The organism is Microbacterium sp. zg.Y1084 (genome assembly GCF_024623595.1).
Lineage (GTDB): Bacteria > Actinomycetota > Actinomycetes > Actinomycetales > Microbacteriaceae > Microbacterium > Microbacterium wangruii.
The window spans coordinates 623,650-637,276 of sequence record NZ_JANJGV010000003.1 but is presented as its reverse complement, the minus strand read 5'-3'; the positions used below and the strand labels follow the sequence as shown (position 1 = coordinate 637,276).

The 13,627-nt window shown below is 70.7% G+C and carries 13 protein-coding genes, 1 tRNA gene and 1 pseudogene; 6 read left to right on the top strand and 9 right to left on the bottom strand.

What is annotated here, in order from left to right:
- Positions 1 to 96 precede the first annotated feature (96 nt).
- The gene (locus NQ165_RS07635) at positions 97 to 285 is read left to right on the top strand and encodes a hypothetical protein (RefSeq protein WP_257532283.1); all 189 of its coding nucleotides are present in this window, start codon (positions 97 to 99) and stop codon (positions 283 to 285) included.
- Positions 286 to 337: 52 nt separating this feature from the next.
- On the opposite strand, the gene NQ165_RS07630 is transcribed toward NQ165_RS07635, so the two are convergent.
- Positions 338 to 409 (bottom strand) — tRNA-Arg (locus NQ165_RS07630).
- Positions 410 to 581: 172 nt separating this feature from the next.
- Here NQ165_RS07630 and NQ165_RS07625 point away from each other — a divergent pair.
- Positions 582 to 863, top strand: a complete 282-nt coding sequence (locus NQ165_RS07625; RefSeq protein ID WP_257532282.1) for an iron-sulfur cluster biosynthesis family protein — start codon at positions 582 to 584, stop codon at positions 861 to 863.
- Positions 864 to 1,189: 326 nt separating this feature from the next.
- Positions 1,190 to 1,960: an EcsC family protein gene (locus NQ165_RS07620; protein WP_257532279.1), complete on the top strand. Its 771-nt coding sequence runs from the start codon at positions 1,190 to 1,192 to the stop codon at positions 1,958 to 1,960.
- 36 nt (positions 1,961 to 1,996) lie between these two features.
- Here NQ165_RS07620 and NQ165_RS07615 read toward each other — a convergent pair whose 3' ends face one another.
- The 6 genes from NQ165_RS07615 to NQ165_RS07590 all read right to left on the bottom strand — a co-directional run bounded on the left by NQ165_RS07615 (position 1,997) and on the right by NQ165_RS07590 (position 10,821).
- On the bottom strand, positions 1,997 to 5,491 hold the full coding sequence (locus NQ165_RS07615; protein ID WP_257532277.1) for an error-prone DNA polymerase: 3,495 nt from the start codon (positions 5,489 to 5,491) through the stop codon (positions 1,997 to 1,999).
- 213 nt (positions 5,492 to 5,704) lie between these two features.
- Positions 5,705 to 7,240: a DNA polymerase Y family protein gene (locus NQ165_RS07610; protein WP_257532275.1), complete on the bottom strand. Its 1,536-nt coding sequence runs from the start codon at positions 7,238 to 7,240 to the stop codon at positions 5,705 to 5,707.
- On the bottom strand, positions 7,237 to 7,941 hold the full coding sequence (locus NQ165_RS07605; RefSeq protein WP_374940930.1) for a hypothetical protein: 705 nt from the start codon (positions 7,939 to 7,941) through the stop codon (positions 7,237 to 7,239). Before NQ165_RS07605 ends, NQ165_RS07610 begins: the two co-directional genes overlap by 4 nt.
- A gap of 189 nt (positions 7,942 to 8,130) precedes the next feature.
- The gene (locus NQ165_RS07600; protein WP_257532273.1) at positions 8,131 to 8,628 is read right to left on the bottom strand and encodes an HNH endonuclease; all 498 of its coding nucleotides are present in this window, start codon (positions 8,626 to 8,628) and stop codon (positions 8,131 to 8,133) included.
- A gap of 344 nt (positions 8,629 to 8,972) precedes the next feature.
- Positions 8,973 to 9,785 (bottom strand): M23 family metallopeptidase, encoded by an 813-nt coding sequence (locus NQ165_RS07595; protein ID WP_257525752.1) that lies wholly within the window; start codon positions 9,783 to 9,785, stop codon positions 8,973 to 8,975.
- 334 nt (positions 9,786 to 10,119) lie between these two features.
- A complete protein-coding gene (locus NQ165_RS07590; protein ID WP_257532271.1) occupies positions 10,120 to 10,821 on the bottom strand; it encodes a metal-dependent transcriptional regulator in 702 nt (233 codons plus the stop codon).
- A gap of 108 nt (positions 10,822 to 10,929) precedes the next feature.
- Between NQ165_RS07590 and serC the strand changes: the two genes are divergently transcribed.
- The gene (gene serC / locus NQ165_RS07585) at positions 10,930 to 12,042 is read left to right on the top strand and encodes a phosphoserine transaminase (RefSeq protein ID WP_257525754.1); all 1,113 of its coding nucleotides are present in this window, start codon (positions 10,930 to 10,932) and stop codon (positions 12,040 to 12,042) included.
- A gap of 9 nt (positions 12,043 to 12,051) precedes the next feature.
- Positions 12,052 to 12,183: pseudogene (locus tag NQ165_RS07580) on the top strand (beta-glucosidase); the annotation flags it as partial.
- Between the two features lie 60 nt (positions 12,184 to 12,243).
- Here the strand turns inward: NQ165_RS07580 and NQ165_RS07575 are convergent.
- Both NQ165_RS07575 and NQ165_RS07570 read right to left on the bottom strand, forming a co-directional pair.
- The gene (locus tag NQ165_RS07575; RefSeq protein ID WP_257532269.1) at positions 12,244 to 12,891 is read right to left on the bottom strand and encodes a DUF3027 domain-containing protein; all 648 of its coding nucleotides are present in this window, start codon (positions 12,889 to 12,891) and stop codon (positions 12,244 to 12,246) included.
- Positions 12,875 to 13,258 (bottom strand): cold-shock protein, encoded by a 384-nt coding sequence (locus NQ165_RS07570; protein WP_257516884.1) that lies wholly within the window; start codon positions 13,256 to 13,258, stop codon positions 12,875 to 12,877. Before NQ165_RS07570 ends, NQ165_RS07575 begins: the two co-directional genes overlap by 17 nt.
- Positions 13,259 to 13,360: 102 nt before the next feature.
- On the opposite strand from NQ165_RS07570, the gene NQ165_RS07565 reads away from it, so the two are divergent.
- Entirely contained in the window at positions 13,361 to 13,627 is a 267-nt protein-coding gene (locus NQ165_RS07565; protein ID WP_257525756.1) for a multidrug ABC transporter ATPase, read from the top strand.

Sequence of the window (13,627 nt, the reverse complement as noted above, 5' to 3'; positions counted from 1 at the left end):
CTCCCCGCCGGGAACCGGCCCGACGCCGGCCACTACCGGGTCCGTTACGACCACGTCGGCAGCAACGGCAAGATCAGCCTCCGCCGAGCCGGTCGCATGCACCACCTCGGCGTCGGCGCACCCCACCGCGGGAAACGCTGCATCCTCATCGCCGACGACGCGACGGTCACCGTGATCCACCTCGACACCGGCGAGATCATCGCCACCAACGCCATCGACCCCGACAGCACCTACTGGCGAAACCAAGAACGAGAGCCCGGCCGATGGCCAGGCTCTCGTTCTTGATGTCTCCTATGACGCGACTCAGATGTCTCCTATGTCGCGACTCATCACAAAGTGCCCCTGGAGGGACTCGAACCCCCAACCGTTTGCTTAGGACGCAACTGCTCTTCCATTGAGCTACAGAGGCTGGCTGATCGATTCTAGCCGCGACCAGCCGACGCCCCGGGCCAGCAGCGCGGGCCAGCGCCCGAACCTCCGTATCCGGTGAGAGTCCGGCCCGAAGGTGCGTCGCGGGTTGCAATGGCGGCCCGATCTCGGAATCGTGGCCGTCTTCGCCGCAATCCACGGAAGGGAGCATCATGCTCACACTCACCGAGAACGCCACCAGTGCCGTCAAGACGCTCACGTCGCAGATCCCGACGGAAGAGGGCGGCCTGCGCATCCGCGGTGCGGACCAGGCTGAGGCCGGCTTCGAGCTCGCCCTCGTGTCGTCGCCCGAGCCCGAGGATGCCGTCATCGAGACCGACGGCGCCCGCGTCTTCGTCGAGCAGTCGGCCGCGCTGCCGCTGGACGACCGGGTGCTCGACGCCCAGATCGGCGACGACGGCTCACTGAGCTTCGCCCTCGGCGTGCGCGCCTGACGCGCACACGAGATACGGCAGGCCCCGGGTTGCGACCCGGGGCCTTCGTCGTGCCGGGGAGGGAGCGAGGGACAGGTCGCGCCGGCTCAGTGTCAGCGGAAGCAGGATCGTCACGCCCGACGAACGCGGACGCATTGCACCTAGGCTGAACGCCGCGTGCGCCCCAAGGTCACCAGGCACGATTCATCTCATGAGCGCAACTCACCCGAAGACTGTGCCCGGTTAGCCTCAGCGAGGTTTTATAGTCTCGATGTCACGCGACACGGTTTTCACGCAGTTATGTGCTGATGGGCGGTAACGTCGCAGGCTCGCGATAGCGTGACCGCATGACCGAATCGAAGGAGATCGCAAGCCCAGGCACAGGGTTCGCGCAGGTGCTTGAAGCAGCGGCGAAATTGCCCGGTGTGAGAATCAATCGGGCGGCGTATCTTCGGTCTGCGCTACGCCGGTACTGCACCGAAGAACAGATTGAGCGCGCAGTCTCAGAGAGTCCTGCGGCAGCGGGCGTTCCACTCAAGGTGATTACCGACGTCGCGAACACGTCAATCACCTACGAGACCAGCAAAGTGACCGGCCTGTCGACTGTTGCAGGCATTCCTGGCGGCCTTGCGATGATCGGCACCGTGCCAGCCGATCTCGCTCAATACATGGGCCACATGCTACGGATCTCACAGAAGCTGGCCTACATCTACGGCTGGCCGGATTTGTTCGCCGATTCGGGCGAGGACCTCGACGAAGCCACCGAGAACCTGCTCATCCTGTTCGTAGGTGTGATGTTCGGCGTGCAAATCGCCCAGGGTGGTGTTTCCAAGGTCGCTGGCATGGTGGCCGCCAGTGTCGCGAAGAGGCTTCCCCAGCAGGCACTCACAAAGGGCGTCATCTACCCGATCGTCAAGCAGGTCTCGAAGCATCTTGGTGTGACGATGACGAAGAAGCTCTTCGCGAGTGGTGTAGCGAAGTCGATCCCCCTGTTGGGGGCAGTCCTTTCAGGCGGCCTCACCCTCAGCACGTTCCTCCCCATGACCAAGCGCCTCCAACGCCACCTCGTGAGCTTGGAACTCACCAAACCTGGACATCGATCAACGCCCGTCGAGTAAAACGGCTTTCTCGGCGGGGCTTACGTGGCGCGTTACTCACCGGAAGTCGCGCGAGCGGTGCATCACCCCCACCCGCAGATCCTCGAAGGCATCCGCCACCAGGTTCGTCACGCCCTCCGGCGAGCGCTCCAGCAGCCCGCGCGCGATGAGCGCGGGCGCATCGCGCAGCACCCGCCGATAGCGGTTCCACACCCCCACCGAGCAGACGATGTTCACCAGACCGTGCTCGTCCTCGAGGTTGAGGAACGTGACCCCGGATGCCGTCGCCGGCCGCTGCCGGTGCGTCACCAGGCCCGCGACCTCCACCCGGCGACCGGTCTCGTGCGTGCGCAGCTCGCCCGAGGTGAGCACCCCGCGGGCGTCGAGCTTCGCCCGGTAATGGGCCAGCGGATGGTCGTCCGTCGAGATGCCCGTGGCCCACAGGTCCGCGGCGAGCACCTCGTAGCTGGTGGGGTCGGAGAACAGCGGCGGCTGCACCGACACCAGCGTGCCGGGCAGGAACTCGGCGCGGTCCTGCGCCGCGGAGCCGGCGAGCCAGATCGCCTCGCGGCGACTGAGCCCGAAGCATCCGAACACCCCCGCGGTGGCGAGCGCCTCGAGCTGCGCGGCGGTCGCCCCGGTGCGCCGCACCAGGTCGCGCAGGTCGCGGTACTCCCCCGACGCCTCGCGCTCGGCGACGATGCGCTGGGCGAGCGGCTGGCCGATGCCTTTGACCGCTGCGAGACCGAGGCGCACGGCGAAGGCGCCGTCGCGGCGGTGCGCGGCGGACTCGTCGGGCGCGGTGGGGTCGAACTCGGGGACGGGGGGTTGCTTGCGGTGGGTGCAGGCATCCCGCCCCGTCGGCCCCCTCCCGGAGACAGGCGGACTACCGAAGACAGGACGGTTGCGCCCGGAAACGTCCTGTCCCGGTGATTCCTCCTGTGCCGGCGACGACGGCGAACCCGCCGCGCTCCCCGCCTCTCCCACCGGCTCGAGCACGGCCTCGACGCCGGAGCGATGGAGGTCGGGGCGGAGGACCTCCACGCCGTGGCGGCGGGCATCGGCGGTGAGGGTGGCGGGCGAGTAGAACCCCATCGGCTGCGCGCGCAGCAGCCCGGCGAGGAACGCCGCCGGGTAGTGCAGCTTCAGCCACGAGCTGGCGTACACCAGCAGCGCGAACGACAGCGAGTGGCTCTCGGCGAACCCGAAGTTCGCGAACGCCTGGATCTTCGCGTAGATGTCGTGGGCGAGGTCCCCGGTGATGCCGTTCTCGGCCATGCCGGCGTAGAGCTTCTTCTTCAGCGAATCGATCCGCTCGACGCCGCGCTTGGAGCCCATCGCGCGGCGGAGCACATCGGCATCCGCCCCGCTCAGCCCGCCCACGGCCATGCCCATCTGCATGAGCTGCTCCTGGAACACAGGAATGCCGAGGGTCCGCTCCAGCACCGGCTTCAGCTTGGGGTGCGGGTAGGTCACGGGCTCGTGCCCGAGCTTGCGCCGCACATACGGGTGCACCGCCCCGCCCTGGATGGGCCCGGGCCTGATCAGCGCGATCTCGATCACGAGGTCGTAGAACCTGCGCGGCTGCAGGCGGGGCAACAGGCCCATTTGCGCGCGGGATTCCACCTGGAACACCCCGATCGAATCGGCCCGGCACAGCATGTCGTAGACGGCCTGCTCCTCCTTGGGCAGGGTCGACAGCTCCCACCGCTCCCCCGTGGCATCCGCGATGAGATCGAAGCTGTACTGCAGGGCGGCCAGGATGCCGAGCCCCAGCAGGTCGAACTTCACCAGTCCCATCCACGCCGCGTCGTCCTTGTCCCACTGGATGACCGTGCGGTTCTCCATGCGCGCATGCTCGATCGGCACCACTTCGCCGACGGGCCGGTCGGTCAGCACCATGCCGCCGGAGTGGATGCCGAGGTGTCGCGGGGCCTTCAGCAGCTCGGTCGCATACTGCAGCACCCGCTCGGGGATGTCGTGCATCTCGGCGGCGGCGTCGGCTTCGGGGAGCGGCCCCCAGTGCTCCACCTGCTTCGACCAGGCATCCTGCTGCCCCGGCGAGTGCCCGAGCGCCTTCGCCATGTCGCGCACGGCGTTCTTCGGCCGGTACTGGATGACGTTGGCCACCTGCGCCGCCCGCTCGCGCCCGTAGGTCGCGTAGACCCACTGAATGATCTCCTCGCGGCGGTCGCTGTCGAAGTCGACGTCGATGTCGGGCTCCTCATCGCGCAGCGCCGAGAGGAACCGCTCGAACGGCAGGTCGTAGGCGATGGAGTCGACCGCCGTGATGTCCAGCAGATAGCAGACGGCGCTGTTGGCGGCGGACCCCCTGCCCTGACACAGGATGCCGCGGCGGCGCGCCTCTTGCACGATGCCGTGGACGATGAGGAAGTACCCGGGAAAGTCCTTCTGCTCGATGACCCCGAGCTCCTTCTCGATGCGGGCGCGGTCGGCGTCGGTCGCGTCGGGGTACTTGCGGGGCACGGCCTCCCAGACCAGGTGCCGCAGCCATGACATGGTGGTGTGCCCCTCGGGCACGGGGAGCTTCGGCAGCGCGGGCTTAGCCCGCCGCAGCGGAAAGGCCAGCTCGTCGGCCAGCTCGACGGTGCGGGCGATGGCGCCGGGGTAGCGGGCGAAGCGCTGCGCCATCTCGCGGCCCGAGCGCAGGTGCGCGCCGGAATTGGCGGGGAGCCACCCGTCGAGCTCGTCGAGGCTGCGGTTGGCGCGCACCGCGGCGACGGCGGCGGCGAGGTCGGCTCGCTCCGGCGCGGCGTAGTGCACGTTGTTGCTGGCGAGCACGGGGAGTCCCCGTTCGGCGGCGAGGGATGCCAGCACGTCGTTGTCGCGGGAATCCGTCGGGGCGCCGTGGTCGATCAGCTCGACGTTGACCACGTCGGGGCCGAAGACGTCGATCAGAAGGTCGAGTTCGCGGGCGGCACCGGCGGCACCCTCGGCGGCGAGCGCGGCGCGGACGGCGCCCTTGCGGCATCCGGTCAGCACCGCCCAGTGGCCGTCGGCGCGGGCGGCGAGGTCATGCAGGTCGTAGACGGGGCGGCCCTTCTGCCCGCCCGCCAGCTGCGCGTGGGTGAGGGCGGCGGCGAGGCGGTGGTAGCCCTCCTCGCCGCGGGCGAGCACGAGCAGGTGCCGGCCGTGCGGGTCGGGTTCGCCGTTCTGCGGGCCGGGGAGGCCGAGGGACAGCTCGGCACCGAAGACGGTCTTGACGCTGCGGGCCTCGGCGGCCTCGGCGAAGCGCACGATGCCGTAGAAGCCGTCGTGGTCGGTGACGGCGAGGGCGTGAAGGCCCAGGCGCTCGGCCTCTTCGACGAGTTCCTCCGGGGAGGAGGCGCCGTCGAGGAACGAGAACGACGTGTGCACGTGCAGCTCGGCGTACGGCACGACGTCGTCGGGGCGGGCGATGGGCGGGGGTGTGTAGGCGCCGCGCTTGCGCGACCATGCGGGGCTGTCGCCGCCGTCGGCGCCGGCGGGCTTGCGACCGCTGAGCAGTCGCTCCATCTCGGACCACGACACCGAGGGGTTGTTGAAGCCCATCAGCGGTTCACCCCGGTCGTTGAGCGAGGGAGCGCAGCGACCGAGACGAAACGCGGTTCCGACTGTGGGTTGCTGCGTTTCGTCTCGCTCCGCTCGCTCAACGACCGGTGGTTGCTGCGTTTCGTCTCGCTCCGCTCGCTCAACGACCGGTGGTTGCTGCGTTTCGTCTCGCTCCGCTCGCTCAACGACCGGTGGGGCTCGCTCAACGACCGGTCAGTCATAACGACCCTCGGCTGACCAGTCGCCGGCCTCGCAGACGAGCAGCCACGCCGACTGGTCGGCATCCACCACCTGGAACCGGTGCGCCTGCCGGGCGCGCGCGGCATCCCATCCGCGCTCGCGCACCGGCCACGGCCCCGCCCACGCGTCGATGCGCCGGCGCCGCCCGCTCTCGACCAGCACCGCCGGCGGCGCGGTCAGCGCGTCGCGATCGCCGACCGCCACCGTGTCGCCGTCGGCATCGACCACCGCCACCGGCAGCGGCGGGTCGAACACCGTCGACGGCAGCGGGTCGGGCAGGCTCCCGGGCCACGGCCGCTCGCGGGGCCGCGGCACCACCGGGCGGTCGCCCCACGGCACGAGCACCTGCCGCTCGCTCAGCCAGCGGCCGCCCCCGACGACGGGCGTCACCACGCCGCGATGCCCCAGCATCGCCTGCACCCGCGACAGCGCATGGTGCACCCGTTCATCCGGCCCGCCCCCGAAGAGCGAGCGCACGTGGTGGGCGGCGGCATCCACCGTCTCGGGGGCGATGCGCACCCGCGTGACGGCGCTGCGCAGCCCCGCCTCGCCCAGCTGCCAGCGCACCCGGTCGACCACCTCGCCGGCGGTGAACGCGCCGGGGTGCAGCCACACCCGCTCACTGTTCTCGGCCCGGTCGCCGGTGATCTGCACCCGCAGCTCGGTGCACACGAGGTCGAGGGCGCCGAGCGCGCCGATGAACTCCTCGGCGGCGACGCGCATCGCGAACGCCACCTGGTCGGCGATCTCGAGCGGCGGCTCGAACGCCACCTCGCGGTCGAGATCCGGCGGCGGCGTGCGCGGCTGCACCGGACGGGAGTCGCGCCCGGCCGCGAGCGCATGCAGGCGGATGCCACGCTCCCCCAGCCGCTCGCCGACGCGCTCGGCGGGGAGGGCCGCGAACTGCCCGAGGGTCTGCACGCCGAGCCTGCCCAGCAGGTCGACGATGTCGGGCTCGTCGAGCGCGGTGATCGGCAGCGGCGCGAGGAAGGCGGCGGACTCCCCCGCCGGCACGATGCGCACCGGGGCGTCGGCGAGGGTGCGACGGGCGGCCTGCTCTGCGGTGAAGGGGCCGTCGGCGATCGCGATGCGGGTGTCGGTCTCGCCCATCGCGTCGCGCAGGGTGTGGGCGGCACGCTCCTCGCCGCCGTAATAGCGGGCCGGTCCCCGGGCGCGCAGTGCGCAGAGGCCCGCCCGCAGCAACTGCACCCCGGGGGCGAGCTCCTCGATGCGGGCGATGAGCGGCGCGAACACCCGCTGGTCGCGGGTGGGGTCGGCGTCGGCGACCGTCAGCTGCGGGCACCGGGCCTGCGCATCACGGCGGCGCTGCCCCCGCCGCACCCCCTCGGCGCGGGCGGCCGCGGAACAGGCGACCACCGCCCCCTTGGCGAGCACGGCGACGGGCGCGGCGGCATCCACCCCCGCCTCGCGGGCGAGGGCGACGACGGGCCAGTCCGGCAGCCACAGCACGAGGGTGCGGGGCACGGGGGTGTCGGGTGCGGTGCTCATCCGGCCGCCCGGATGGGAATCGGCAGCGGCACCGAGCGCGGCACCGGGGTGGATGCCGCGGCCACCTGCCCCGACGATGCCGGCAGCTGCACGCGCGCGCGGCGCGGCACCGGGGTGCGGCGGCTCGAGACGGTGACGGTGAGCTCGCGGGCGGCGAGATAGCCATAGCCGTCGCCGACCCCCGACCACACCGGGTCGCTCACGTCGATCATCGCCTCGGTCTGCGGCCAGGTGCCCTGCACCAGCAGCACCGCGCCGCGCTCACGCAGCCGGGCGGCCAGCCGCGAGACGTCGGCATCCCTCGCCCGCGAGGGCGGGCGCACCGCCACCACCGGCAGCACCTCGGCGATGGCCGCCGTGACCGCCAGCCACCGGGTGCCGGGCTCGGGGATCAGCACCAGCTTGTCGAGGGCGACCCCCACCCGCTCGGCCGCCTCGGCACCGAACTCCGGCATGCCGACCACCCCGCACCAGGAGCCGGCCTGCGAGGGCGGCGCCAGCAGCGCCGACAGCAGCGTGAGCGACGAGCCGAGCGCGTACGCCGACCCCGGCCGCAGCCCGCGCCCCGGCAGCAGTCCCGCGAGCGCCGGGTCGGCGGGCAGCACCGGGGCGTCCATGCGACGCCCCTGCACGCGCTCGAGCTGCGCGCGCAGACGCTGCACGTCTTCTGCCGCAGCCCGGTTGCGCACGATCGACCTCACCAACCCAGACTAGAACGGATGTTCTAGATCATCAACGTCAGGGTCGAAGATACGCTCGGGTTCCGACATCGCCCGCAGGGCGGATGCCGCGTGGGATGCCGGAGCGCGACACTGCCCTCGGCACCCGGGCACCACACACGCCCCCGGGCGCCACAAACCCCGAGTCCCGCAACCGCCTCGCGCCCCGCGCTACGCGGCGAGCACCAGGTACGGCTCCCAGCGCGGGTCGCTGCGTTCGGTGCCGCGCACGGTCCACTGCGCGCCGCGGGGGGCACGCGGGGTGATCCGCAGGTGCCACCCGATCTCCTGCGGCGTGCGGTCGCCCTTGGTGTTGTTGCAGCGCACGCACGCGGCCACGAGGTTCTCCCACGAGTCGGCGCCGCCGCGCGAGCGCGGCATCACGTGGTCGATGGTCGCCGCCGCCTTGCCGCAGTAGGCGCAGTGGTGCCCATCACGGCGCAGCACGCCGCGGCGCGTCACCGGCACCCGCCGCGCACCCGGCACCCGCACATAGCGGGTGAGCAGGATCACCGCCGGTCGGTCGTAGGCGCCGCGCGCACCCCAGACGGGGTCGCCCTCGACGCGTTCGACGATGGTGGCCTTCTCATTCATCACGAGCACCAGGGCTCGCTTGAAGGAGATGACGGCCAGCGGCTCGTAGCCGGCGTTCAGCACCAGTGTGCGCACAATCGATGTCCTCTCGAATGGCCGGAACGGATTCCCGGAAATTCGAACTGCGGTGACGATCGATCCGCGTCAGGGTATGAAAAAAGGCGCCGTCCTCACAGACAGCGCCTGGGCGCCGCGGCAGCACCGCGGCATCCGATCTCACGATGCCGAAGGACGAGCAGCCCGAGCGCACCCGTGGTTCGGGTGCGTCGCGTGCCGTCCATCGGCTTCCCTCCGCTTCTCTCAGCGTCGGGATCAGGGTAACCCACCCTCCACCCATGGGCGCCGGAGAGCGGAAGAACGGCGGGTTGCGCGTGTCGCACACGCCCACGTCCCCGGCACAGCCGGGCGACGAAGCGGACTCAGCCCGCGTTGCTCTGCAGCCACGCCAGCGGATCGACGAACGACCCGTTGACCTGCACCTCGAAGTGCAGGTGCGGCGCGGTGGCGTTGCCGCTCTGGCCGACCTGGCCGATCAGCTGCCCGGCCTGCACGCTCTGGCCGGCCGAGACGACGCGGGTGCCGTAGCTCATGTGCGCGTACGTGGTGCTGACCTGCTGGCCGCCGACGACCGAGTCGATCATCACGACGGCGCCGTAGCTGCCGCCGCCGTCGGTCGAGGTGCGCACGACGCCGGATGCCGCGGCGAAGATGGGGGTGCCTGAGCCCGACATGAGGTCGAAGCCCTTGTGTCCGGGATATCCGCCGAAGAGGTTGTAGCTCTGGTAGGTGAAGGCGGTGACCGGCCAGCGCACCTCGCCCGAGCCGGGAGCGGTCATCGACAGGTCGACCGAGGCGACCTCGGCGGTGCGCGTGACGGCGCTCGCCCGGGCGACGGCCGCGGCGGCGGCGCGCGCGGCGGCGGCTTCTTCGGCCTTCTTCTTCTCGATCTCCTCGGGCGTGGTGGCCGAGTAGCTGTAGCGCTCGAGCGCTTCGGGGGTGGCCTCGGATGCCACGACGAGCGACTGCGCGTTGTCGGCGGCGACCTGGTGCTGGGTCACGGCGACCTCATCGGCCACCGGACGCGAGGAGGCGGCGTAGGCCGGCAGCGCGACGGAGGCCACGAGGCCCACGACCATCGCGACGATCGTGATGTTGCGGGCGGGCCTGTTCTTCTCGGCCCGAGGCAGCGATGACGCGGATGCCGCGGCGGGAACGGCCGGACGACGCCGCACGAGCCGCGTGGACGCGGCGGCTGCGAGGCTCCGCGCAGATCGACGAGTCCCGCGCGTGGGAGCGATCTCAGCGTCACCGCGAGACGAATCTTGTGCTTCGGTCAAGTCAACCCTCCGCGCGCCTCCGCGCCGAGTGACGCCGGCTCGTCGGCATTCGGTGTCGGGGCACAGATATGCGATCCCACGTGGAAGACGAGCCGGGGAGGCAATCCTCGTGGCATCCGTTGGCGTGCTTCTCGCCGTGGGACTTCCCTGAGGCTACCCGAAGATAACGAACATGTCACGCCCGGTTGCACAGCGCGTGAGCGGCCGTTCATCCGACCTTCCCGCGGGGTCAGCCGCGATCGTCGATGAGGAAGATGTGCGACGCCACTTCGACCGGCAGTTCGAGCGCCTCGTCGTTGTCGTCCATCTGCACGAGCACGTAGCCCTCGTTGAACTGGAAGTCACCGGTCGCGCCGGGCACCACGCCCGCCGCGCGCAGCTGCGTGAGCAGCTCGGGGTCGACCTGCACGGGCTCGGCCAGGCGGCGCACCGTGGCGCGGATCGGGCCGCCGGCGGCGTGCAGGCGGCGCACGAGTCCCACCACTCCCTGGTCGAACGTGTGGGCGGGGATGTCGCCCAGCTGGTCGAGCCCCGGGATGGGGTTGCCGTACGGCGACTCGGTGGGGTGGCCGAGCAGTTCGATCAGCCGCCGTTCGACCTGCTCGCTCATCACGTGCTCCCACCGGCACGCCTCTTCGTGCACGTACGACCAGTCCAGCCCGATGACGTCACTGAGCAGCCGTTCGGCGAGGCGGTGCTTGCGCATCACGTCGACGGCCTTCTGCCGGCCCTCGTCGGTGAGTTCGAGCCGGCGGTCCTCCGACACCACGACCAGTCCGTCGCGCTCCATGCGGCCGACGGTCTGCGAGACGGTCGGGCCGGAGTGCCCGAGACGCTCGGAGATGCGCGCACGCAGGGGGATGATGTCCTCTTCCTCCAGCTCCAGGATGGTGCGGAGATACATCTCGGTGGTGTCGATCAGATCGGTCATCAAAGCCTCGATGTCAGGAGTGGTGGCAGCTCTTCCAGCCTATCGTCTGGCCGTCATACGGCTCCTGAGGCGCCGGGATGCCCTCGGGCGCGGCCCTACAATCAGCACATGGCCCATGTGACGCTGCCCCGCGACATCCTGCCCACCGACGGACGCTTCGGCTGCGGACCCTCCAAGGTGCGCGCCGAGCAGATCGCGTCTCTCGTCGGCCCCGGGCTGGCGCTGCTGGGCACGTCGCACCGCCAGGCGCCGGTGAAGAGCCTCGTCGCCAGCGTGCGGGCGAACCTCGGCGAGCTGTTCCGCCTGCCGGACGGCTACGAGGTGATTCTCGGCAACGGCGGCTCGACGGCCTTCTGGGACGCCGCCGCGTTCGGACTCATCGAGAACCGCAGCCAGAACCTCGTCTTCGGCGAGTTCGGCGGCAAGTTCGCCGCCGCCGCGGCCGCCCCGTGGCTGCAGGCGCCCGACGTGCGCAAGGCCGCCCCCGGCACCCGCGCGGTCGCCGAGCCGGTTGAGGGCGTCGACGTCTACGCCTGGCCGCACAACGAGACCTCCACCGGCGTCATGGCCCCCGTCGAGCGCGTGCACGGCGACCCCGGCGCGCTCACCGTGATCGACGCGACCAGCGCCGCCGGCGGCATCGACTTCTCGCTGCGCCAGGCCGATGTCTACTACTTCGCGCCGCAGAAGAACCTCGGCTCCGACGGGGGCCTGTGGCTCGCGTTCGTCTCCCCCGCCGCGGTCGAGCGGATCGAGCGCATCGCGGCATCGGGCAGGTACATCCCCGAGTTCCTGAGCCTGAAGAACGCGCTGGACAACTCGCGCCTGAACCAGACACTCAACACCCCGGCGCTGACGACCCTGTACCTGCTCGACAACCAGCTCGACTGGATGATCCAGAGCGGCGGCCTGCAGTGGGCCGACGCCCGCACCCGCCAGTCGTCGTCGGCACTGTACGAGTGGGCCGAGGCGACGCCGTACGCCACGCCCTTCGTCGCGGACCCGGCCGACCGCTCACAGGTCGTCGCCACGATCGACTTCGATGACGCGGTGGATGCCGCCGAGGTCGCCAAGGTGCTGCGCGCCAACGGCATCGTCGACACCGAGCCGTACCGCAAGCTCGGTCGCAACCAGCTGCGTGTGGCGACGTTCGTCTCCATCGAGCCGTCCGATGTGCGCCAGCTCATCCGCTGCATCGAGCAGGTCGTCGACCACCTCTGAGTCGGCGGCCCTCAGGCCGATTGCACCATCGTGGATGCCGCGGGTCGCCGCGTCGTCGAGCCCGGCGCCTTCGAGCTGCTGGTCGGCCCGTCGTCGCGCGAGGGCGCGCTGCTGAGCGCACCGTTCACCGTGCGGGGCTGACACCCGCGAACACGAAAGGGGGCCGGCGTCACACGACGTCGGCCCCCTTTTCCGTGCGTTCTAGCGGTCGTCCTCGTCCGAGTCGTCGTCCACGTCATCGTCGGCGTCGTCGTCCGAGTCGGCGTCGTCCGAGTCATCGTCGTCCGCGTCATCGTCGTCCGCGTCGTGATCGACGTCGTCGTCGCCGTCCTGGGCGAGCGCGTCGTCGGCGCCGCTGTCATCGAGCTCGTCGATGTCCACGCCGTCCAGGTCGCCGCCGTGCAGGATGGCGGAGCCGTCGTCGTCGAAGTCGGCGGCATCCAGGTCGTCGAGGTCTTCGACGTCGTAGGACTCGTCGCCGTCCTCGACGGGCTCCCCGGCTTCGGCTGCGGCGGCCGCCTGGGCTGCCTGGGCTGCCTGGTAGTCCGCGAGCCGCACGGCCCACGGCACCCACTCGGGAGCGAGCAGCGCGCCGTCACCGGGCAGCAGCTCGACTTCGAGCACGGTCGGATCGGCATCCTCGACGGCGGCGACACTGACCGTCCAGAACCAGCCCGGGTATCCCGGCATCCGGTTGTTGAAGCGCAGCGAGACGACGCCGCCCTCTTCCACCGTGTAGCCGGCGGCATCGCCGATGGTCGCGTCGGGGGTCACCTCGCGCAGCGCGGCGCGGGCCAGGTCGTGAGCGTGCAGCAGCCGCTCGTCGGCGGGCTCAGGCTTCGAAGTCATCGGCGACCTTGCGCAGCACGGCCGCGACCTTCTTGGCGTGGGAACCGCTGGGGTAGCGGCCACGGCGCAGGTCGCCGCCGATGTCGTCGAGCAGCTTCACGAGGTCTTCGACGATGATCGCCATGTCGTCGGCGGGCTTGCGGGACCGCTTGGCGAGACTGACCGGCGCCTCCAGCACGCGCACCGAGAGCGCCTGCAGTCCGCGCTTGCCGTCTGCCACCCCGAACTCCAGCCGGGTGCCCGGCTTGAGGCCGGTCGTGCCGGCGGGGAGGGCGGAGGCGTGCAGGAAGACGTCCTGGCCGTCATCGGCGGAGATGAAGCCGAACCCCTTCTCGTCGTCGTAGAACCTGACCTTGCCGGTGGGCATGCGAACCTCGCTGAATCGGGCCTGCGCGCGGGCAGGGAAAAATAGGGCCGATGGAACCCCGACTCAAGCCTACGGCACCGACCACCCACTAGTCTGGAGCGAATGAGCACACCTTCACCGCGCGAAGACGTGCCGGTCCGCCGGATCGACCGCATCCTCGCCTACATGTCCTTCGGCCTGCTGCTGCTGTCGATCGTGTGCTTCGTGGCGATCATCGTCGGATCGTCCACCGGAGGCGACATGCGGTCGGGCATCTGGCCCACCGTGGGAGCGATCGTCTGGTTCGCCCCGCCCGTGGCCTTCGTCCTGCTGATGACCCTCGTCATCATGAGCTTCGTCCGAAGGGCTCGTGCCAACAAGGCACACTGA

Coding starts and splice junctions, on each gene's coding strand:
- NQ165_RS07635 (WP_257532283.1), top strand. CDS start 97: ATGCACCACCTCGGCGTCGGCGCACCCCACCGCGGGAAACGCTGCATC.
- NQ165_RS07625 (WP_257532282.1), top strand. CDS start 582: ATGCTCACACTCACCGAGAACGCCACCAGTGCCGTCAAGACGCTCACG.
- NQ165_RS07620 (WP_257532279.1), top strand. CDS start 1,190: ATGACCGAATCGAAGGAGATCGCAAGCCCAGGCACAGGGTTCGCGCAG.
- NQ165_RS07615 (WP_257532277.1), bottom strand. CDS start 5,491: ATGGGCTTCAACAACCCCTCGGTGTCGTGGTCCGAGATGGAGCGACTG.
- NQ165_RS07610 (WP_257532275.1), bottom strand. CDS start 7,240: ATGAGCACCGCACCCGACACCCCCGTGCCCCGCACCCTCGTGCTGTGG.
- NQ165_RS07590 (WP_257532271.1), bottom strand. CDS start 10,821: ATGACCGATCTGATCGACACCACCGAGATGTATCTCCGCACCATCCTG.
- serC (WP_257525754.1), top strand. CDS start 10,930: ATGGCCCATGTGACGCTGCCCCGCGACATCCTGCCCACCGACGGACGC.
- NQ165_RS07575 (WP_257532269.1), bottom strand. CDS start 12,891: ATGACTTCGAAGCCTGAGCCCGCCGACGAGCGGCTGCTGCACGCTCAC.
- NQ165_RS07570 (WP_257516884.1), bottom strand. CDS start 13,258: ATGCCCACCGGCAAGGTCAGGTTCTACGACGACGAGAAGGGGTTCGGC.
- NQ165_RS07565 (WP_257525756.1), top strand. CDS start 13,361: ATGAGCACACCTTCACCGCGCGAAGACGTGCCGGTCCGCCGGATCGAC.